Below are 18,469 nucleotides of genomic sequence, written 5' to 3'. Positions count from 1 at the left end.
CTTACGCCTTGTTCGGATTGATCAGGAACTTCTCGCCCGTCGCGCGCTTGGCGTAGGCGGTGAGGTTCTGGAGGTCGAGCGCTTCCGGCAGCGAGATGGTCTTGGTGTAGTGGCTGGCGAAGGTCGTCTTCAGCGAGTTCACGACGCGCTCGCGCAGGCGCATCTGATCGGGACGGCCGATCTTCTGCAGGAACGGGGTCAGCAGCCAGCCGCCCACGCCCCAGGCCATGCCATAGTTGCGCGTCAGCTCGACCGCGCCGGTGTTGAGGCTGCCATAGACATAGACCTGCTTGTGCACGGAGGAGCCGTAGCGATTGTAGGTCGTGGCGGTCTTGTTGATGGCGATTTCCATCGCGGTGAGGATCTGGCTGGCGAGCTTGCCGCCGCCGATCGCATCGAAGGCGATGGTGGCGCCGGTCTCGACCAGCGCCTGCACGAGGTCGTCGTTGAAGCTCGCGGCACTCGAATCGACGACATGCTTGGCGCCGATACCCTTCAGCAGCTTGGCCTGCTCGGGGCTGCGCACGATGTTCACGAGGCCGATCCCGTCCTCGTTGCAGATCTTGTTCAGCATCTGGCCGAGGTTGGAGGCCGCTGCCGTGTGCACGAGCGCCTTGTGGCCCTCGCGCTTCATCGTCTCGGTCATGCCGAGCGCGGTCAGCGGATTGACGAACCACGAGGCGCCCTCGGCGGCCGTCGTGCCGGCCGGCAGCGGCTGGCAGTCACGCGCGTTCAGCAGGCGGTACTGCGCGTACATCGAGCCGCCGACCATCGACACCAGCTTGCCCTTGAGCGCCTGCGCGGCGTCGGAGGAGCCGGCCTCGATCACGGTGCCGGCAGCCTCGTTGCCGACCGGCATCGACTCATCGAGGCGCGTTGCCAGGAAGGGCAGCGCCGCGGCGGAGACAGGCGCCGTCACCTTGACGTCGTCGCCGCTGCCGCTCGTCGTGGCCTTGCTGAGGTCGGCCGGGCCGGTAAGCAGGCCGAGGTCCGACGGATTGATCGGCGTCGCCTCGACCTTGACCACGACCTGATCGGGGCCGGGCTCCGGCACCTCGACCCGGACCAGCGACAGTTCGAGCTGGCCTTCCTTGGAGATCAGGGAGCGAAGCTGCAGTCCCGAAAGCTTGTTGGTGGCGCTCATCTCTCATCTCCTGGTGTTTGAAGGCGCGCACGATGCCAAGCGCGATGAGGTCGAACAAGCATTTCCTGCGGGATGATCCGTCCGGTTTCAGGACAGTGCCGGCGCGGAATTGAGCCGGTCCAGGTAGGCGGCAAACATGTCGCCCATCGCCGAGGCCAGCCGCTCGACCTCGGCGGCCGAACGGGCCTCCTCCGAGACCTGGGCGCCGACGGCACCCATCGACATCATCATGATATCGGCGGCGGCGCTGCGCTCCCGTGGCGAGGCCTTGGGCAGCGCCTCGCGCATGAACAGCATCACCTGGCGCCGGCCGGCCTTGCGATGCGCCTCCATTTCGGGGGCATCGCGATAGAGCGGCGCCGCATCGTCGAGTGCGACGCGAAGGGCAGCCTCCTCGACTTCCGACCTGAAGAAGGCGCGCACGATCGCACGGAGTCGTTCGGCCGGTGGCCGGCTGCGGTCGCTCAGCAGGTCCTGGAGAAGGCCGCTCGTCTGCTTCCATTCGTCGGTCTGCAGCCGGAAGAGGATGGCCTCCTTGTTGGGAAAGTACTGGTAGAGCGAGCCGACGCTGACCCCGGCCCGCTCCGCCACGCGCGCGGTCGTGAAGCGACGTGCGCCGTCCTGCGTCAGAACACGAACTGCAGCCTCGAGTATGTCGGAAACGAGCTGCGCCGAACGCGCCTGCCGAGGCTCTTTTCGCGAGGAAATACGGGGTGTTTTGCGAGCGGCCATGGATGGCACCGGGAACGCGAATGGTGAATGCGACGAATCATTCGTATTTTAGGCGCAGGCACATTCCTTGGAAAGACACATGAACAACACACTCATCTCTTCGCCGCTTGCCCCCGTCCTCGACGGATTGTTTGCCCAGGCCGCCGCCTCCGTCGCGGGCGTCCGCCAGGAAATGGGCAGGCTGTCGCCCGAGGAGCAGGCTGCGATGATGGCCAGCAAGACCGACTACCGCGCCTTCTACGCGCGGGCGAAGGATTTCCCGCTGGCCGTGTCGCGCGAGACCGGTACCTTGCTCTACATGCTCGCGCGTTCGGCCGGCGCGAAGAACATCGTCGAGTTCGGCACGTCGTTCGGCGTATCGACACTGCATCTCGCCGCTGCGCTGAGGGACAATGGCGGCGGCCGGCTCATCACCTGCGAGTTCGAGCCATCGAAGGTGGCGCGTGCTCGGGCCAACATCGACGCTGCCGGCGTGGCCGATCTGGTCGAGATCCGCGAAGGCGACGCGCTGGAAACCCTGGCGAAGGACCTGCCGCCGGCGATCGACCTCGTCCTGCTCGATGGCGCCAAGGGGCTCTATCCCGCGATTCTCGCCCTCGTCGAGCCGCACCTGCAAGCGGGCACGCTGATCCTCGCCGACAATGCCGACTGGAGTCCGGAATATCTGGAGCGTGTGCGCTCGCCGGCGCGGGGCTATCTGTCGGTGCCCTTCGCCGACGATGTCGAGCTGTCGATGCGGCTGGGTTGAGGACTCAGCCGGTCCAGGCCCGCCGCGTCGTCGAGACGGCGAGCAGGATCGAGTAGGCGACGATTCCGGCGGCGACGCAGGCGTAGAGACCGGCCGGCGTGCCGCCCAGAACATCGAGCACGACCAGGCCGCCACCGGCGGCGATGGCGAAGCGGACCGCGGTCGCACAGGCCGGCCAGATCATGTCGCCCGCGCCCATGGCGGCGAAGTTGAGCGCCATGGCGAGACCGAAGAAGCCGTAGGTTGGACCCACGATCCGGAAGTAGAGGCGTCCGGCGTCGAGGGCCGCGGGGTCGTCGGTGAAGAGCCGCAGCCAGAGGTCGGGCCCTATCGCGACCGTCAGGCCGATGGCCAGTGTCACCGCGCCGGCCATTGACGCACCGGTCCACGCAACCCTGCGGGCGCGCGTGAAATTCCCCGCCCCCTTGTTCGTGCCGACCATGGCGGTCAGCGCGGCACCGACACCGAAAGTGAGCGGACTCAGGAGATACTCCAGCCGCGAACCGATGCCGTAGCCTGCGATGGCGGCGTCGCCAGCGCGGCCGATCAGGCCGGTAACGATCAGCACGGCGCCGTTGATGAACAGGACGACGACGCACGAGGTGGCGCCGATCTTCAGGATGTCGGCGAAGGCCGGCCATCTGAAACCGTGTCTCGGCCAGCGCAGGCGCAGGGCCGCGCGACCGGCCAGGAACGGCCGCAGGATCCAGAGGGCTGCGATGCCGTAGGAGATCACGGCGGCGGCGGCCGGGCCCGCGACGCCGAGTTTCGGGGCGCCGAACCATCCGAGAGTCAGCGCGCCGGACAGCGGGATCTGGAGGATCGCCAAGGTGATCAGGGCGATGCCCGGCGATTTCATGTCGCCGGTGCCGCGCAGGATCGACGCCAGCGTGTTGGCGAGCCAATGCGCGCCGCACCCCAGGAACATCACCGTCGAGAAGGCGACCGCGCCGTCGAGGGCGGCCCCGCTGCCGCCCAGTGCGCCGTAGAGGGGCCGGGCAAAGCCCACGAACACGATGGCGAAGAGGATCGACATGCCCAACGCGATCGCCAGCGCATGCGACGCCGCGTCCTCGGCCCTGCCGGTGTTGCCCGAGCCTAGGGCGCGCGCCACGGAGGAGGAGACGCCGCCGCCCATGGCGCCGGCCGACATCATCTGCAGGGTGGTCTGCGCCGGGAAGACGAGGGCGAGAGCAGCCAGCTCTGCTGTGCCGAGCTGGCCCACGAACCAGCCGTCGGCGACCAGCACGACGCTCTGCGTCGCCACATTGAGAACGTTAGGCGCAGACAAGGAGAGGATGGTCGGGATCAGCGGTCCCGACAGCATCGCGGCGCGGCGTTCGGCGGCGTTCAGCCGGTCCACGCCCGCCGTGTCGTCGAAAAGGCCAGCACGGCCGAGAAAGACACGATGCCCACTGCGACGCAGGTGTAGAGGCCCGAGACGCCCCAGCCGAAATGGTCAAGCGCCAGCAGGCTGCCGCCGCCCGCGATGGTGATGCGGGTGAGGTTGGCGGCGACCGGCCAGATCATCTCGCCGGTGCCCTGCGACGCGAAGTAGAGCGCCATGGCGAGGCCGAAGAAGCCATAGGCGGGGCCGACGATGCTGAGATAGTGGCGGCCCGAGGCGAGGACGGCCGGATTGCTGGTGAACAGGCCGAGCCACAGGTCGGGCCAGAGCGCCACGACGATGCCGATGGTGGTGGCGACGGCGCCCGCCATGAAGGCGCCCGTCCAGGCCATGCGCTGGGCGCGGGCATACTGCTTGGCGCCGATGTTGGTGCCGACCAGGGCCGTCAAAGTGGCGCCGATGCCGAAGCTGATCGGGATCAGCATGTATTCCAGGCGCGAGCCGATGCCGTAGCCTGCGATGGCGGCGTCGCCCTCGCGGCCGATCAGGCCGGTGACGACCAGCACCGTGCCGTTGGTCAGGATGACCACGAGGCAGGCGATCAGGCCGACCTTCAGGATGTCGCGGAAATAGCGCCAGCGGAAACCGTCGACCGGCCAGCGCAGCCGCAGCGGCGCCTTCGGGCCGGTCAGCTTCGACAGCATCCAGAGGGCGGCAAGGGCAAAGACGATCACGGCGGCGATGGCGGGACCGCGAATGCCGAACGAGGGAAGGCCGAACCAGCCGAGGGTCAGCGTGCCGGTCAGCGGGATCTGGATCGCCGCCGTCACGACCAGCGCCAGGCCGGGCGTTTTCATATCGCCGGTGCCGCGCAGCACCGAGGCCATTGAATTGGCGACCCAATGGGCGACACAGCCCGAGAACAGGATGGTGGAGAAGGCCTCGGCGCGGTCGAGGGCGGCGCCGCTGCCGCCCAGCGCGCCGTAGATCTGGCGGCCGAAGCCCACGAACACGATGCCGAACAGCACCGCCATGCCGACCGCGATGGCCAGCGCGTGCGCCGCCGCGGCCTCGGCGGCCGCCTTGTTGCCCGAGCCTAGCGCACGGGCCACCGAAGAGGAGATGCCGCCGCCCATGGCGCCGGCCGACATCATGCCGAGCGTCATCTGCGTCGGGAACACCAGCGCCAAAGCGGCCAGGTCGATGACGCCGAGCTGGCCGATGAAATAGCCGTCGGTAATGCTGACGAGGCTCTGCATGGCCACGTTCAGCACGTTGGGGGTCGCGAGGGTGAGGATGGTGGGCACGATCGGCCCGGCCAGCATCATCTGCCGGCGTTCTGTGGGGGTCATTGCAGGCGATGTAGCACGCGCCGCGCGACCCGCTCGCGAACTTATCTCATGGGGTAGGGAGTTTTGTCAGCGCCTCGCGCGCTGCGAAACGACGGCGTCCGCGAGTTGGTCGATGGTCACGATGTCGGCCGCGACGTTCATCGGGATGGTGATGTCGAACCGGTCCTCCAGCTCCATGATCACGTCCATGATCGTGAGCGAGTCGACGGTCAGGCCCTTGGAGATCACCGTCTGCGGCGTGATCGGCTTGCCGCCGATATTGTACGGCGCCAGCAGGGTGAAAATCTCGCGCATCACGTCGAACTGCAGCGCGGGGACGGCGGGGATGGCAGTGGTGGGGGCGACCAGTTCCTGAACGGCCTGCATGGACTCACTCCGTGGAAGGGGGGTGAGGCATTTCACTCCGATGACATCCGTCTGTGAAATAACGTTTGGTTACCCACTGTTGCGGGACGTTACGGAATGTTTCCGTCGTTCAGCCTGCGTGAACGATGTTGAGCTGCCGGCGCACCTCGTCGAGTGGCAGCGCCACATAGGCCCAGTAGTCCCACTTGTCCGAGAGGTCCTGGTTGACGTGGCTCCCGCGCTCGATGGCGGCAAACATGCGCTCGGCCATGCCGGGGTTTCCCAGGACGCCCACCGTCGTGAAGTCCTCGTTCGACGGTCGCACGTTCACCCCCGTGCTGAAGAGCAGCACCGCGAACAGGATGATGAAGATCGGCGTCTTCTGCTTGAAGCCTGCCGTGAAGCAGGCGACCTGGACCTCGCCCTCGGGGTCCGTGTCGTAGCCGCCCAGCACGTGGCAGAGGTCATGATAGAGACCGGCCTCGGGGAAGCCCTTGCGCTCGCCCGGCAGGCTGAAGCCGTTCCTGGCGTAGAACTGGACCAGGGAGTGGCCGAGCGTTCCCTCCGGCAGGTCGTTCCAGGCGCGATACCGCGCGGCGAGCGCCGGGTCTTCCAGGACGCCGCGCAGGGTGAGCACGGCCTTGGCGAGGCCCAGCGATCCCTTCTGCTCGAGCTGGTTCTTCATGATGTCGGCAATCTGGCTGCGCCGCAGGAAGTCGAGCTTGAACAGCGTCATGTGCTGCTCGGCGAGCAGGCGGATATCGGTGAGCGCCGGCGTCGACACGCCGAGCGCCTTCGCGAAACCCTCGACCACGGCCACCATCTCGCGCGGCGGCACACCATCGGCGAGCGCCATCACCATCATGCCGTTGGTGAACTGCTCGCGAAGCGGGCCCTCCGCGAAGCCCGTGGCGAACTCGGCGGGCGTGACGGGCGCGAGCCCATCGATGTCGGCATCGCTGCGCAGGACGACGCGCCGCGCGGCGTCGAGCAGAGCGCGCCGCACCGGGCTCATCGGTCCGGCCGCCGAGGCGACGGTCTTCATGGCGCGAAGCCCCAGCAGGGCGGACGCGGGATCGGGTTGCATCAGGCGCATTGGGCACCCCAAAATCGAGGTCAATAAGTCAACGATTGTTGACTTATGCTTCTGGATTGCATTTGTCAACAGACGTTGGCATTTGTTTGAGGATGGCGACAGACCCCGCGACCCCGACGAAATCGGAACGGACACGCGCGGCGATCCTTGCCGCGGCGCAGGAGCTCTTTGCGCAGCAGGGCTACGACCGGACGACCGTCCGGGACGTCGCCGCCCGCGCCTCGATCGATCCGGCGATGGTGATTCGCTACTTCGGCAGCAAGGACGGACTGTTCGCCGAGGCGGCCGCCTTCGACCTCCAGCTGCCCGATATCGCGTCCGTGAAGCCGAATCGCATCGGCGAGACCCTGATCGCGCACTTCCTCGACATGTGGGAGGGACCGCGCGGCAGCGGCAGCCTCGTCATCCTGTTGCGGGCGGCCACCTCGAACGAGGCGGCGGTCCAGCAGATCCGCACGATCTTCATCGGCCAGGTGGTGCCCATGCTCGCGACCATCGTGCCGCCGTACGAATTGCCGATGCGGGCAGGCTTGGTCGCCACCCAGATCCTGGGGCTGGCGGTCGCGCGCTATGTCATCAAGGTGCCGCCGGTGGTTGCCATGACCCGCGAGCAGATCGTGGCGCAGATCGGCCCGACCATGCAGCGCTACATCGCGGGCAAGCTCTGACGCCGATCAGGCTGCAATCGGCGCGTGCTGCTGGCCGAGCCAGTCGTCGAAATCGCGCAGCGCCCGCACGGCCATGGCCTGCTTGCGCTCCTTGCCCTTGAAGCTGCCGGCGATGGGCGGGAACAGGCCGAAGTTGATGTTCATCGGCTGGAAGGTCGTGGCGTCGGCACCGCCGGTGATATGGCCCAGCAGCGCGCCCATCGCCGTGGTCGGCGGCGGAGCGGCTTGCGTACGGCCGAGGCGTTCGGCGGCGGCAAAGCGGCCGGTCATCAGGCCGACGGCGGCGCTTTCTACATAGCCTTCGCAGCCGGTGATCTGGCCGGCGAAGCGCAGGCGCGGCATCGCTTTCAGGCGCAAGGTGGCGTCGAGCAGGCGCGGGCTGTTGAGGAAGGTGTTGCGATGCAGGCCGCCCAGCCGCGCGAACTCGGCGTTCTGCAGGCCCGGGATGGTACGGAAGATGCGCGTCTGCTCGCCGTGCTTCAGCTTGGTCTGGAAGCCCACGATGTTCCACAAGGTACCGAGCGCATTGTCCTGACGGAGCTGCACCACCGCCCACGGGCGATGGCCGGTGCGCGGATCGCGCAGGCCGACCGGCTTCATCGGCCCGAAGCGCAGGCTCTGAGGCCCGGTCGAGGCGATGACCTCGATCGGCTGGCAGCCCTGGAAGTAGGGCGTGTTGTGCTCCCACTGCTTGAACTCGGTCTTCTCGCCGGCCAGCAGGGCCGCGACGAAGGCCTCGTATTGCGGCTTGTCCATCGGGCAGTTGAAGTAATCCGCACCGTCGCTGCCTTCGACATTGCCGGGCCCGACCTTGTCGTAGCGCGACTGCTTCCAGGCGATCGTCTGGTCGATGCTCTCGTGATGCACGATCGGCGCGATGGCGTCGAAGAAGGCGAGCGATTCCTCGTCAGTGATCTTGGCGATCGCGTCGGCGAGTGCGGGCGAGGTGAGGGGGCCGGTCGCCACGATAACGCTGTCCCAATCCTCGGGCGGGAGGCCGGCCACCTCTTCGCGCTCGAGCGTCACCAGCGGATGGGCGAGCAGCGTTTCCTGCACGGTGGCCGAGAAGCCGTGGCGATCGACCGCCAGGGCGCCGCCGGCCGGCAGCTTGTGCGCATCGGCCGAGCGCATGATCAGCGAGCCGGCGCGGCGCATCTCCTCGTGGATCACGCCGACGGCATTGTTCGCGGCATCGTCGGAGCGGAAGGAGTTAGAGCAGACCAGTTCGGCGAGGCTGTCGGTGAGATGCGCCTCGGTCCCGCGCACCGGCCGCATCTCGTGCAGCACCACCGGCACGCCCGCCTGCGCGAGCTGCCAGGCCGCCTCGCTGCCCGCGAGGCCGCCGCCGATAATGTGTACGGGCTTGGTGCTTGACGTCATGCTCTCCGACCTGAAACCGTGCGCCTCCTTACAATGGGGACCCCCGCATGACCAACAAGTTCCACAATCCCAAGTCCGTGTCCGTTGCCGGCAAATACAGTCTCGGCGTCGAGGTGCCGCCGGAGGCGCGTGTGCTCTACGTGTCGGGCCAGGTCGGCGTCGATTCTGCGGGCAAGCTGCAGGATGGCATCGAGGCGCAGAGCGACCAGGTCTGGAAGAATATCGGTGAGGTGCTGAAGGCCGGCGGCATGGACTTCCGCGACATCGTCAAGCTCACCGTCTTCCTGACCGACAGCCGCTTCATCCCGGCCTTCCGCGAGGTGCGCGGCAAGTATGTCAGGCAGGAGCCCTATCCCGCATCCACCCTGCTCGTCGTGGCAGGCCTCGCCGATCCCTCGATGCTGGTCGAGGTCGAGGTGGTGGCGGCGAAGTCCTAGGCCGAGGGAGGAGGGATTGCTTCGCCTCGAAGCCGTCGCGCGCGACGTCTTTCACGCGAGCGTGAACGCGGCGTCGGAGGCGATCACGCGAGCGGGTGGCTGGGTCTCCGGCCATTCGCTGCTCTCCGACGCGATGGCCGTCCTCCAGTTCGAGATTCCCGGCGACCGCCTGCACGAGTTGGTGGAAGAACTCGGCGCCCGTGGTTTGAAAACGGAACTTCCTGGCGAAGCGTTCGACCGTGGGAAGGATGTCGCCGGGCGCCTGACGCTCCATTTCAGTCGGGCCAGCGGAGACCTGCGGCGCGACGTGCCGGCCTTGCAGTGAACCGGTTCCCGGAAGGAGCCGTGAAGCAGAAGCGAGTCTGGAAAGGAACGTCGGGAGCGGCCAGTTCGGGGTCATGCCTGACTGATGCGACCCGCTGGGGCCGCTCCCGCCGTGCTGTCCGTGTCTGCCGCTAAGCCGAAGCCCGAACGATTGCCTCGGCGATCATTGCGGCACGTTGCTTGGGTGGATGCATCTAAACCTCCCTGCCGAACGTGATGCAGCGATTCACGCACCAGCGGGTGCGGCTGTCAATGACGTTTCGTGACAGCGGACTCGCACGCCGCCGGAGGCAGTGCCATTATCGGCCCTTCGAAGTCGAGGCAGGCGCGTGTTGGTTCCCAGCATCAAGAAACCCGTGGTCGGGGTGATCGGCAATTCCGGCGTGATCAACGACCGCCATAACGTGCAAATCGTGGGACAACGCAACCTGCGGGCGATTGCGGAAGTCGCCGGCGCCTTGCCGCTGATGTTCGCCGGCACGCCCGACATCACCGACATCGAGGCACTGCTGGGTGCGGTCGACGGCATCCTGCTGACCGGCGCCCGCGCCAACGTCCATCCGACGCGCTTCGGTATCGAGCCCCATCCCGCCCACGAACCCTACGATCAAGAACGCGACGCGATGGCCTTGTCGCTGATCGAGGCCTGTGTCGAGCGCGGCGTGCCGATCTTCGGCATCTGTCGCGGCTTCCAGGAGATGAACGTCGCCTTCGGCGGCTCGCTGCATCCCGAGATCCGCGACATCCCGGGCCGCATGAACCACCGCATGCCGCGGCTCGAGAATGGCGAGGTCCATCCCGATCCCACCGTGGTGTTCGCCGACCGGCACGAGGTGCAGCTCGTGAAGGACGGCTACTTCGCCAGGCTGCTCGGCTGCGAGTGCATTCGGGTGAATTCGCTCCATGGCCAGGGCATCCTCGATCCCGGCAAGAGGGTCGCCATAGAGGGCGTGGCCGAGGACGGCACGATCGAGGCGATCTGCATCGCCGAGGCGCCGGCCTTTGCCGTTGGCGTCCAGTGGCATGCCGAATACGACCCCCAGAGCAACCCGATCAACCGCGCGCTCTTCCAGGCATTCGGTGCGGCGCTCCGCGAGCGCGCTCGGGTTTAACACCGTCGTCCAACGTTCTGATTTGCACCGTATGTGAATTTGTGTAGCGTTAACCACAAGAGCGGAAAGGAAATTTCCGCCGGCCCCTTGGAGGCGGGGGAGAGTTGATGCTGGTATTTGGGAGACGACGATGAGCACACAGGAGCTTCGGCACAAAATTCGGCCAATCCCGTCAATTTCCTTCAAATCATCTCAAGCCGGATTGCGGCGGGACAGGATTTTCGGCAGGTGAGCGGCGCCAGCCCGCCGTGGAGCAGCGTGGTCGAGCATGCGCTGCGCCGCGCCCAGGATGCCTGTTCGCTCGTGACGGTGCAGTGCCGCCGCCTCAAGCTTCCCGATCCGGAAGAGTCGCGATTGGCCGTGCGCATGTGGGCGGACGTGCAGATGCTGATGATCGCGCTGCGCCAGTTGCGACGAAGCGTCGAGCTGGCAGCCCTTTCCCCCGCGCTTCAGGACGGGCTGGTCAGGGCGCTCGCCGAGTTCGACGGTCCCTTGCCCGATCTCTGGCGCATGCGCAGCGTCGAGGAGCATTTCGAGACGCAGCCCGTGCCGGAGATCAAGGCTTGGGACGGTCGCGTCTTCACCTGGGCGGGCGGGTCGCTGAATGTCGACGAGGCGTTGGCGGCGGCCGAGCGGCTGCTCGCAACGATGATCGGCGTGCGAAAGGCAAATCCCGAGACGGCGCCGGGTTAGCGTCTCGCCATGGGGAGAACGGCCGGGTTGACCACGTGGCTCGGCGTTCCGGCCACATAGTCGACGATCTGGTCGAAGATGTCCGAGAACTGCACCTCGTACTCGTCGCGCGACACGTAGCCGATATGCGGCGTGGCGATGACGTTGGGCATGTTCAGTAGCGGATGGTCGGTGTCGACCACCGGCTCCTGCTCGAACACATCCACGGCGGCCATGCCCGGCCGTCCGGCTTGCAGGGCGGCGACCAATGCGCCGGGTTCGATCAGCGGCGCGCGGCTGGTGTTCACCAGGATTGCCGTCGGCTTCATCTCGGCAAGGTCGGCGCGGGTGACGATGCCGCGCGTCGCATCGACCAGCCGCATGTGGAGCGAGAGCACGTCGCACTCGCGGAAGAAGGTCGGCTTGTCCGGCGCCACCTCGTAGCCATCGCGCCTTGCATCTTCCCGCGTCTTCTCGCGCGCCCAGACGACGACGCGCATGCCGAAGGCGCGGCCGTAGCCCGCGACGGTCGCGCCGATGCGGCCATAGCCGTAGATGCCCAGCGTTTTGCCGCGCAGGGTTGAGCCGACGCCCATCTGCCAGCGGCCGGTCTTCAGCGCCTCGATCTGTTGCGGCAGGAGACGTGACGCGGCGAGCGCCAGCGCCCAGGTCAGCTCCGCCGCGGCGTACGAGGGCGTGCCGGCATGCTGGCTCGACGACACGACGATACCGAGCCGCGTGCAGGCGTCGATATCGATATGGGGATAGACGCTGCGCTGGCTGATCAGCCTGAGCTTCGGCAGGCGCTCCAGCAACGGCGCGCGGATCTGCGTGCGTTCGCGGAACAGCACCAGCACCTCGGTATCGGCGAGCCGCGCGGCCAGGCGATCGACATCCTGCTCGTGATCATTCCAGATCGTGACCTCATGGCCGTCGAGCTTCGCGAAGCAGGGAAGGGTGCGCAGCGTGTCGAAATAGTCGTCCAGGATCGTGATCTTCATGGCGCGATGCTGACCGTCGGGATGCGGCTTCGTCAAATACGCAGCGAATCGCCTTGGCATATTCTCCGTATATGGAAGGGCTAGGGAAATCAGGATGAACGTGCGGCCAAATCCCGGCACACTCGCCGCGACATGACGGACACACTCAAAGTCGCGCTGGCGCAGCTCAATCCCAAGGTCGGCGACGTCGCGGGCAATCTCGCCAAGGTGCGGGCCGCGCGAGCGGAAGCGGCGAAGCAGGGCGCCGATCTGGTCCTCTTCTCCGAAATGGTGTTGGCGGGCTACTTCCCCGAGGACCTCGTCCTCAAGCCCGCCTTCCAGCAGGCCTGCCACGACGCGGTCGAAGCCTTGCGCGCCGATACGCTCGATGGCGGTCCGGCGCTGTTCGTCACCACGCCGTGGCGCGAGGACGGCAAGCTCTACAATGCCGTCGTCGCCCTCGACAAAGGCGGGATCGTCGGCAAGCGCTACAAGGTCGACCTGCCGAACTATGGCGTGTTCGACGACAAGCGCGTCTTCTCGCCCGGCCCGATGCCCGGGCCGCTGGTCTTTCGCGGCGTGCGGATCGGCGTGCCGATCTGCGAGGACGTCTGGACGCCCGACGTGGTCGAATGCATCGCCGAGACCGGCGGCGAGATCCTGCTGGTGCCCAATGGTTCTCCCTACGAGGCCGGCAAGACCGACGTGCGGGTACAGCTCGGCGTCCAGCGCGTGGTCGAGAGCGGACTGCCGTTCGTCTATCTCAACCAGGTCGGCGGGCAGGACGAGGTCGTCTACGACGGCGGCTCGTTCGTGCTGGGCGCCGACCGCTCGCTCAAGGCCAAGCTCGCCTCCTTCGCCGAGGAGGTCGCCACGATCGAATTCCGGCGCGGCGCCGGCGGCTGGGAATGCCAGCCCGGCCCGATCGCACGCGAGCTCGACCGGCTGGACTCGATCTATCAGGCGATGGTGCTGGGCCTGCGCGACTATGTGAACAAGACCGGGTTCCCGTCCGTGGTGATCGGCCTCTCCGGCGGCGTCGATTCGGCGATCACCGCGGCGGTGGCGGCCGATGCGCTGGGCCCCGAGCGCGTGCACGCGATCATGATGCCGTCGCCCTACACAAGCCGCGAGTCGCTGGAGGACGCCGAGGCCTGCGCCAAGGCGATCGGCGTGCGCTACGACATCGTCGACATCGGGCCGGCGATGGAGGCGTTTCGCGGCATGCTGACGCCGCTGTTCGGCAACAGGGCCGAGGACGTGACCGAGGAGAATATCCAGAGCCGTGCCCGTGGCGTCACCCTGATGGCGGTGTCGAACAAGCTGGGCGGCATGGTGGTGACGACGGGCAACAAGTCGGAGATGGCAGTCGGCTACGCCACGCTCTACGGCGACATGTGCGGCGGCTTCAACGTGCTGAAGGACGTCTACAAGACCACGGTGTTCGAGCTCTGCCGCTGGCGCAACGAACATTTGCCCGTGGGAGCGCTGGGCCGCGCGGGCGTGGTGATCCCAACGCGCATCATCGACAAGCCGCCCTCGGCCGAGCTGCGGCCCGATCAGAAGGACTCCGACTCGCTGCCGCCTTATGCGACGCTCGACGCCATCCTGAAGGGCCTGATCGAGCGCGACCTCGACACCGCGGCGCTGGCGAAGGAAGGCCACGACCCCGCGACTGTCGATCGCGTCTGGCGCCTCCTCGAAGGCGCCGAATACAAGCGGCGCCAGGCGCCGCCCGGCGTCAAAATCACCTCTCGCAATATCAGCCGCGAGCGGCGATATCCGATTGTGAACGGGTTCAGGGGATAGACGTGAGCGACGATCTCGGACGTCTGGCGACACGCGAATATGACGTGACGTTGCCGGACGGCACGCAGGGCAGGCTGGCCTTCGCTTTGTGCGACCTCACGAAGGACAATGCGCTGGCGCAACATGCCCGCCGGCGGCAGGCCGTCGCCTTCGGCCTGCTGAGCTTCTCCGAATTGCCGGACGCGCCCCGCAACGCGCTCCTCTGGGTGCGGACGAAGGACGGCATGGAGATGACGACGGCGGATGGCGACGACCAGCCGGACGGCGAGCTGCAGCGCCTCGTCGCGCGCCACTTCATCGTGTTCTTCGACGAGGTCAAGGAACTGGCCCCCGAACTGGCCTCGCTGCCGTTCCATCTGAAGGATGGTCCCGGCGTCGCGTGACCGGGGCCTCCGTCTCTGCGGTCAGGTCAGCGCGTCGCCGTCGGTCTTCAGCGCCCGTCGGCCGAAATAGTGAAACGTCGCCTCGACGGCGCGCTTCTTCAGGCGGTAGTCGTGCGCCTCACGGGCGAGGGCGGGCGGCAGCGGTTTGATGGGGGCCACGGCCTCGGCCATGAGCTGCAGCTTGGCGGCCCGCTCGATGAAGATGGCGAGCACACAGGCTTCTTCGATGGTGGCGGAGGCACTCAGCTGGCCGTGATGGGCGAGAAGGATGGTGCGCTTGTCGCCCAGTGCCTTGTGGATGATCTCGCCTTCCTCGTCGCCGACCGGCGGGCCCGGCCATTCCGGCAGGTAGGCGCAGTCGTCATGGAACATCGACGTGTCCATGTGCGAGGCCACCAGCGGCCGGCCGATCATGGAGAGCGCCGAGATGTGCGGCGGATGGGTGTGGACGATGGCGTTGACCGTGGGCCGGTGCCGGTAGATCCAGAGATGGAAGCGATTGGACGGATTGACCATCCCTTCGCCTTCGAGAAGGTTCAAATCGTCGTCGACCAGCACGATGTTGCTGCGGCGCGCCTCGTCGAAGCCGAGGCCAAAGCCCAGCATCCAGTAGGTCCCGGGCTTGTCGCCTCGCGCCGTGATCTGTCCGGCGATCGCCGATTCGTGGCCCTCGTTGGCCAGGATACGGCAGGTGAGGGCCAGCTTTTCGCGCAAGGACCAGGGCGGTGGGGCCAGATGGGCGTCCATCTGGACGCTGGTGCGGGCGTAGTATTCCGACTTCTCGCGGATGATGGGCTGCACGTCTTCCTCCTTTGTTTGATTGCGGGCTATTCCGGTCGCACGCCGGCTTCGCGCGCGACGGCACTCCATTTCGCCATCTCGCGCTCGACATAGGCCGCCAGCTCGGCGGGGCTGCTCGCGACGACCTCGGCACCCTGCTCGGCGAGCTTCGCTTTCATGTCCGGATCGGTGAACACGGCGCGGGCTTCCTGGGCCAGCTGCTCGAGGATCGCGGTTGGCGTGCCGGCGGGCGCGAACAGGGCATAGGCATTGTCGGCTTCCAGCGCGGGATACCCGGCCTCGACCGTTGTCGGTATGTCGGGCCAGGCGCTGCTGCGCTTGGCCTGCGTCACGGCGAGGCCTCGCAGCTTGCCGGCGGCGACGTGCGGGCCGAGGGCCAGGGCGGTCTCGAAGGCCATCGGGATTTCGTTGGCCAGCAACGCGTTCACCACCGGCGCGCCACCGCGATAGGGCACATGCACGACCTGCAGGCCGGCCAGCTTCTTGAAGAGTTCGCCCACGAGGTGGAACACCGTGCCGTTGCCGGCCGATCCGAAGTTGGTGACCGGGCCGCCGGGCCGGGCGAGGGCCACGAGTTCGGCCACGGTCTTGGCCGGCACCGCCGGATTGACCGCGAGCATGATCGTCGCCGAGGCGAGCAGCGAGACCGGCGCGAAGTCCTTCTGCGTGTCGTAGGGCAGCTTGGCATAGACGCTGGGATTGATGACGTGGCTGGTCGGCACCACCATCAGCGTATGGCCGTCGGGCGCGGCCTTGGCCACGACGTCGGTCCCGATCGTCCCGCCGGCGCCGCCGCGATTCTCGACGACGAACTGCTGCTTCAGGCGATCGGTGAGACGCTGCGCCAGCAGGCGCGCGACGACGTCGGTGCCGCCGCCCGGCGGATAGGGCACGACGATCTTCACCGGCCGATCCGGATAGGCGAAGGCAGGCCCGGCGATGGGTGTCGCGAGGGCCAGGGACATCAGCGCGGCGGCGGTGAGGCGGGCGAGGATGGTCATGAAGTGCTCCACGATGGCATATGGTATACCAAAAGCAAACATCGTGCCGCCTGCGAGGCTGGTCTAGGTTGCGGACATGAAGACCAAGAAGATCAGGAAGAAGGCGCCCGGCCCCCCTCCGGACGTCAGGCCGAGGCCCGAGGCACGGCAGATCGTGGTGCCGCTGATGCTGGGCGAAGTCATCGCACGGCTGCGCGACATGATCGCCAGCGGCGAGCTCGAGCCCGGCCGGCCGATCCGGGAACGCACCCTCGGCCGCGAGCTGGGCGTTTCGCGCACGCCGCTCCGCGAGGCGTTCAGGGTCCTGGCGGGAGAGGGCCTGATCGAGATCCGCCCGCGTCTCGGGGCGCGTGTCGCACTGCTGAGTGCCCGCAACGCCGACCATATCTTCTCGGTGATGGAGGCGCTGGAAGCGCTGGCGGGCGAGCTGGCCTGCCAGCACATGTCGGACGACGACCTGGCCGAGCTGCTGGCCCTGCACAAGCAACTCGTCGCGAGCTACCGTGCGCGCCAGCGGGATCGCTTCTTCACGGTGAACCAGCGACTGCACGAGCGGCTGATCGAGGCCGCGCAGAACCCGGTCCTGTCGAGGATCTATGCCGGCCTGGACGGCCAGATGCGCCGAGCCCGCTACATGGCCCTCAACACGCCGGCGCAATGGCAGGAGGCGGTGCGCGAGCACGAGGTCATCATGAAGGCACTGCAGGCACGCGACGGGGAGCAGGTTGCCGCATTGCTGCGGCGTCACCTGCACGCCAAGCTTCTCAAGGTGAAGAAACTCCTCGCGGAGCAGGAAGCCGAACCGGCCCGTTGAGCTGCGGCGGAACTCGCAGCGAAGTCTTCCGTTGCAGGGGTCCATGGTCGCAACCAACACACAGGGATTGATCAAGCGGCTCGGTCCCGGTGTCATCACCGGCGCCGCCGACGACGACCCAAGCGGCATCGCGACCTATTCCCAAGCGGGCGCCCATGCGGGCTTCGGCCTTCTCTGGACGGTGGTGCTGACTTGGCCGCTGATGGTAGCGGTGCAGTCGGTAAGCGCCCGCATCGGGCGCGTCACGGGCCGGGGCTTGGCCGCCAACATGTGCCGGACCTTCCCCCGACCGGTGGTGCTGGGCGCAGTCCTGCTGCTGTTCATCGCCAACACCATCAATATCGGCGCCGACCTGGCCGCCATGGGCGCGGCGGTGGCGATGCTTGTCGGGTGGGGGCAGGTGGTCTTCACCTTCCTCTTCGCCATCGCCTCGGTGCTGGCGATCGTGTTCATCCCCTACAGCCGCTATGTCGGCTTCCTGAAGTACCTGACCTTTTCGCTGTTCGCCTATGTCGGCGTGGTCTTCACCGCCCATATCGACTGGCGCGCGGTCGCCATCGGCGCCGTGGTGCCGAAGTTCGCCCTCGACAAGGATACGCTGACGCTGGTCGTCGCGATGCTGGGCACCACGATCAGCCCGTACCTCTTCTTCTGGCAGAGTTCCCAGGAGGTGGAGGAGGAAGAGGCGGACGACGAGGCGGGACCGCTCAAGGACAATCCCGAACAGGCACCGCGGGAGCTGACGCGCATCGGCTGGGAGACCGCCATCGGTATGGGGATGTCGAACCTCGTGGCCTTCTTCATCATCCTCACGACGGCGGCCACGTTGAATGCCAACGGCAAGACCGATATCGAAAGTACGCAGCAGGCTGCCGAGGCGCTGAAGCCGATCGCGGGCGAAGCGGCCTTCCTGCTGTTCAGCCTGGGTATCATCGGCACCGGCCTGCTGGCGGTGCCCGTGCTGGCCGGATCGGCAGCCTATGCGCTGGGCGAGGTGCGGCGCTGGAAGGTCGGGCTGGAACACGAGTTCGGCGAGGCGCGGCCCTTCTACCTCACCATCGCGGCGGCGATCCTGGCGGGGCTCGGTGTCGTGCTGCTGCCGATCGACCCGATCAAGGCGCTGATCTGGAGTGCGGTGCTGAACGGTGTGATCGTGGTGCCGATCATCGGCGCCATGATGATCGTGGCGTCGCGCCGCAAGATCATGGGCGAGTTCACCGCGAGTCTCTGGCAGCACGTACTGGGGTGGCTGACGTTCGTGCTGATGGCGGCGGCCGCTGTCGGGATGTTCGTGTTGATGTAGAAATCACCGCGCCGTAAAGG

The 18,469-nt window shown here is 67.0% G+C and carries 20 protein-coding genes; 10 read left to right on the top strand and 10 right to left on the bottom strand.

Annotated elements, in window-relative coordinates:
• Window position 1: 1 nt before the first annotated feature.
• Both AC1ROX_RS11770 and AC1ROX_RS11765 read right to left on the bottom strand, forming a co-directional pair.
• Window positions 2–1,144: a zinc-binding dehydrogenase gene (locus tag AC1ROX_RS11770; RefSeq protein WP_493125647.1), complete on the bottom strand. Its 1,143-nt coding sequence runs from the start codon at window positions 1,142–1,144 to the stop codon at window positions 2–4.
• An 87-nt stretch (window positions 1,145–1,231) separates the two neighbouring features.
• Entirely contained in the window at window positions 1,232–1,876 is a 645-nt protein-coding gene (locus AC1ROX_RS11765; RefSeq protein ID WP_493125645.1) for a TetR/AcrR family transcriptional regulator, read from the bottom strand.
• Window positions 1,877–1,955: 79 nt separating this feature from the next.
• Here AC1ROX_RS11765 and AC1ROX_RS11760 point away from each other — a divergent pair, with 79 nt between their 5' ends.
• Window positions 1,956–2,624, top strand: coding sequence for an O-methyltransferase (locus AC1ROX_RS11760; RefSeq protein ID WP_493125643.1), 669 nt, complete (start codon window positions 1,956–1,958; stop codon window positions 2,622–2,624).
• Window positions 2,625–2,628: 4 nt separating this feature from the next.
• On the opposite strand, the gene AC1ROX_RS11755 is transcribed toward AC1ROX_RS11760, so the two are convergent.
• The 4 genes from AC1ROX_RS11755 to AC1ROX_RS11740 form a co-directional block, all read right to left on the bottom strand.
• Window positions 2,629–3,987: an MATE family efflux transporter gene (locus tag AC1ROX_RS11755; RefSeq protein ID WP_493125641.1), complete on the bottom strand. Its 1,359-nt coding sequence runs from the start codon at window positions 3,985–3,987 to the stop codon at window positions 2,629–2,631.
• Window positions 3,975–5,324 (bottom strand): MATE family efflux transporter, encoded by a 1,350-nt coding sequence (locus AC1ROX_RS11750; RefSeq protein ID WP_493125639.1) that lies wholly within the window; start codon window positions 5,322–5,324, stop codon window positions 3,975–3,977. Before AC1ROX_RS11750 ends, AC1ROX_RS11755 begins: the two co-directional genes overlap by 13 nt.
• A 66-nt stretch (window positions 5,325–5,390) precedes the next feature.
• Window positions 5,391–5,690, bottom strand: coding sequence for an acyl carrier protein (locus AC1ROX_RS11745; protein WP_493125637.1), 300 nt, complete (start codon window positions 5,688–5,690; stop codon window positions 5,391–5,393).
• 109 nt (window positions 5,691–5,799) lie between these two features.
• Complete coding sequence (locus tag AC1ROX_RS11740) at window positions 5,800–6,765, bottom strand: hypothetical protein (RefSeq protein WP_493125635.1); 966 nt, start codon at window positions 6,763–6,765, stop codon at window positions 5,800–5,802.
• A 92-nt stretch (window positions 6,766–6,857) separates the two neighbouring features.
• Between AC1ROX_RS11740 and AC1ROX_RS11735 the strand changes: the two genes are divergently transcribed.
• Window positions 6,858–7,433 carry a TetR/AcrR family transcriptional regulator gene (locus AC1ROX_RS11735; RefSeq protein WP_493125633.1) on the top strand — a complete coding sequence of 192 codons (576 nt, stop codon included), beginning with the start codon at window positions 6,858–6,860 and terminating at the stop codon, window positions 7,431–7,433.
• 6 nt (window positions 7,434–7,439) lie between these two features.
• Here the strand turns inward: AC1ROX_RS11735 and trmFO are convergent, their stop codons facing one another.
• On the bottom strand, window positions 7,440–8,813 hold the full coding sequence (gene trmFO / locus AC1ROX_RS11730) for a methylenetetrahydrofolate--tRNA-(uracil(54)-C(5))-methyltransferase (FADH(2)-oxidizing) TrmFO (RefSeq protein WP_493125631.1): 1,374 nt from the start codon (window positions 8,811–8,813) through the stop codon (window positions 7,440–7,442).
• A gap of 47 nt (window positions 8,814–8,860) precedes the next feature.
• On the opposite strand from trmFO, the gene AC1ROX_RS11725 reads away from it, so the two are divergent.
• From AC1ROX_RS11725 to AC1ROX_RS11710, 4 genes are all read left to right on the top strand, one after another.
• Window positions 8,861–9,250, top strand: a complete 390-nt coding sequence (locus AC1ROX_RS11725) for a RidA family protein (protein ID WP_493125629.1) — start codon at window positions 8,861–8,863, stop codon at window positions 9,248–9,250.
• A gap of 16 nt (window positions 9,251–9,266) precedes the next feature.
• Complete coding sequence (locus tag AC1ROX_RS11720; RefSeq protein WP_493125627.1) at window positions 9,267–9,575, top strand: hypothetical protein; 309 nt, start codon at window positions 9,267–9,269, stop codon at window positions 9,573–9,575.
• A 343-nt stretch (window positions 9,576–9,918) separates the two neighbouring features.
• Window positions 9,919–10,686 (top strand): gamma-glutamyl-gamma-aminobutyrate hydrolase family protein, encoded by a 768-nt coding sequence (locus tag AC1ROX_RS11715; protein WP_493126145.1) that lies wholly within the window; start codon window positions 9,919–9,921, stop codon window positions 10,684–10,686.
• A gap of 228 nt (window positions 10,687–10,914) precedes the next feature.
• Window positions 10,915–11,379 carry a hypothetical protein gene (locus tag AC1ROX_RS11710; RefSeq protein ID WP_493125625.1) on the top strand — a complete coding sequence of 155 codons (465 nt, stop codon included), beginning with the start codon at window positions 10,915–10,917 and terminating at the stop codon, window positions 11,377–11,379.
• Here AC1ROX_RS11710 and AC1ROX_RS11705 read toward each other — a convergent pair.
• A complete protein-coding gene (locus AC1ROX_RS11705) occupies window positions 11,376–12,359 on the bottom strand; it encodes a D-2-hydroxyacid dehydrogenase family protein (protein ID WP_493125623.1) in 984 nt (327 codons plus the stop codon). The genes AC1ROX_RS11710 and AC1ROX_RS11705 overlap by 4 nt on opposite strands.
• A 132-nt stretch (window positions 12,360–12,491) precedes the next feature.
• Here AC1ROX_RS11705 and AC1ROX_RS11700 point away from each other — a divergent pair, with 132 nt between their 5' ends.
• Both AC1ROX_RS11700 and AC1ROX_RS11695 read left to right on the top strand, forming a co-directional pair.
• Window positions 12,492–14,147, top strand: coding sequence for an NAD+ synthase (locus AC1ROX_RS11700; RefSeq protein ID WP_493125621.1), 1,656 nt, complete (start codon window positions 12,492–12,494; stop codon window positions 14,145–14,147).
• Between the two features lie 2 nt (window positions 14,148–14,149).
• On the top strand, window positions 14,150–14,530 hold the full coding sequence (locus tag AC1ROX_RS11695) for a hypothetical protein (RefSeq protein WP_493125619.1): 381 nt from the start codon (window positions 14,150–14,152) through the stop codon (window positions 14,528–14,530).
• Window positions 14,531–14,551: 21 nt separating this feature from the next.
• Here the strand turns inward: AC1ROX_RS11695 and AC1ROX_RS11690 are convergent, their stop codons facing one another.
• Together AC1ROX_RS11690 and AC1ROX_RS11685 are read right to left on the bottom strand one after the other, a co-directional pair.
• Window positions 14,552–15,331: an aldolase gene (locus AC1ROX_RS11690; RefSeq protein ID WP_493125617.1), complete on the bottom strand. Its 780-nt coding sequence runs from the start codon at window positions 15,329–15,331 to the stop codon at window positions 14,552–14,554.
• Between the two features lie 26 nt (window positions 15,332–15,357).
• Entirely contained in the window at window positions 15,358–16,332 is a 975-nt protein-coding gene (locus tag AC1ROX_RS11685) for a tripartite tricarboxylate transporter substrate binding protein (protein ID WP_493125615.1), read from the bottom strand.
• Window positions 16,333–16,408: 76 nt separating this feature from the next.
• Here AC1ROX_RS11685 and AC1ROX_RS11680 point away from each other — a divergent pair, with 76 nt between their 5' ends.
• Window positions 16,409–17,146: a GntR family transcriptional regulator gene (locus AC1ROX_RS11680; RefSeq protein WP_493125613.1), complete on the top strand. Its 738-nt coding sequence runs from the start codon at window positions 16,409–16,411 to the stop codon at window positions 17,144–17,146.
• A gap of 43 nt (window positions 17,147–17,189) precedes the next feature.
• Window positions 17,190–18,449 (top strand): Nramp family divalent metal transporter, encoded by a 1,260-nt coding sequence (locus tag AC1ROX_RS11675; protein ID WP_493125611.1) that lies wholly within the window; start codon window positions 17,190–17,192, stop codon window positions 18,447–18,449.
• Window positions 18,450–18,469 lie beyond the last annotated feature (20 nt).

Source organism: Reyranella sp. GW821-FHT14A01 (assembly GCF_058803965.1).
This window is presented reverse-complemented; position numbering and strand designations above follow the sequence as displayed.

What these genes read in the sequence shown, in the direction of transcription:
- AC1ROX_RS11735 (WP_493125633.1), top strand. Translation starts at nt 6,858, where the DNA reads ATGGCGACAGACCCCGCGACCCCGACGAAATCGGAACGGACACGCGCG.
- AC1ROX_RS11745 (WP_493125637.1), bottom strand. Translation starts at nt 5,690, where the DNA reads ATGCAGGCCGTTCAGGAACTGGTCGCCCCCACCACTGCCATCCCCGCC.
- AC1ROX_RS11705 (WP_493125623.1), bottom strand. Translation starts at nt 12,359, where the DNA reads ATGAAGATCACGATCCTGGACGACTATTTCGACACGCTGCGCACCCTT.
- AC1ROX_RS11760 (WP_493125643.1), top strand. Translation starts at nt 1,956, where the DNA reads ATGAACAACACACTCATCTCTTCGCCGCTTGCCCCCGTCCTCGACGGA.
- AC1ROX_RS11700 (WP_493125621.1), top strand. Translation starts at nt 12,492, where the DNA reads ATGACGGACACACTCAAAGTCGCGCTGGCGCAGCTCAATCCCAAGGTC.
- AC1ROX_RS11680 (WP_493125613.1), top strand. Translation starts at nt 16,409, where the DNA reads ATGAAGACCAAGAAGATCAGGAAGAAGGCGCCCGGCCCCCCTCCGGAC.
- AC1ROX_RS11740 (WP_493125635.1), bottom strand. Translation starts at nt 6,765, where the DNA reads ATGCGCCTGATGCAACCCGATCCCGCGTCCGCCCTGCTGGGGCTTCGC.
- AC1ROX_RS11725 (WP_493125629.1), top strand. Translation starts at nt 8,861, where the DNA reads ATGACCAACAAGTTCCACAATCCCAAGTCCGTGTCCGTTGCCGGCAAA.
- AC1ROX_RS11685 (WP_493125615.1), bottom strand. Translation starts at nt 16,332, where the DNA reads ATGACCATCCTCGCCCGCCTCACCGCCGCCGCGCTGATGTCCCTGGCC.
- AC1ROX_RS11765 (WP_493125645.1), bottom strand. Translation starts at nt 1,876, where the DNA reads ATGGCCGCTCGCAAAACACCCCGTATTTCCTCGCGAAAAGAGCCTCGG.
- AC1ROX_RS11770 (WP_493125647.1), bottom strand. Translation starts at nt 1,144, where the DNA reads ATGAGCGCCACCAACAAGCTTTCGGGACTGCAGCTTCGCTCCCTGATC.
- AC1ROX_RS11750 (WP_493125639.1), bottom strand. Translation starts at nt 5,324, where the DNA reads ATGACCCCCACAGAACGCCGGCAGATGATGCTGGCCGGGCCGATCGTG.
- trmFO (WP_493125631.1), bottom strand. Translation starts at nt 8,813, where the DNA reads ATGACGTCAAGCACCAAGCCCGTACACATTATCGGCGGCGGCCTCGCG.
- AC1ROX_RS11675 (WP_493125611.1), top strand. Translation starts at nt 17,190, where the DNA reads ATGGTCGCAACCAACACACAGGGATTGATCAAGCGGCTCGGTCCCGGT.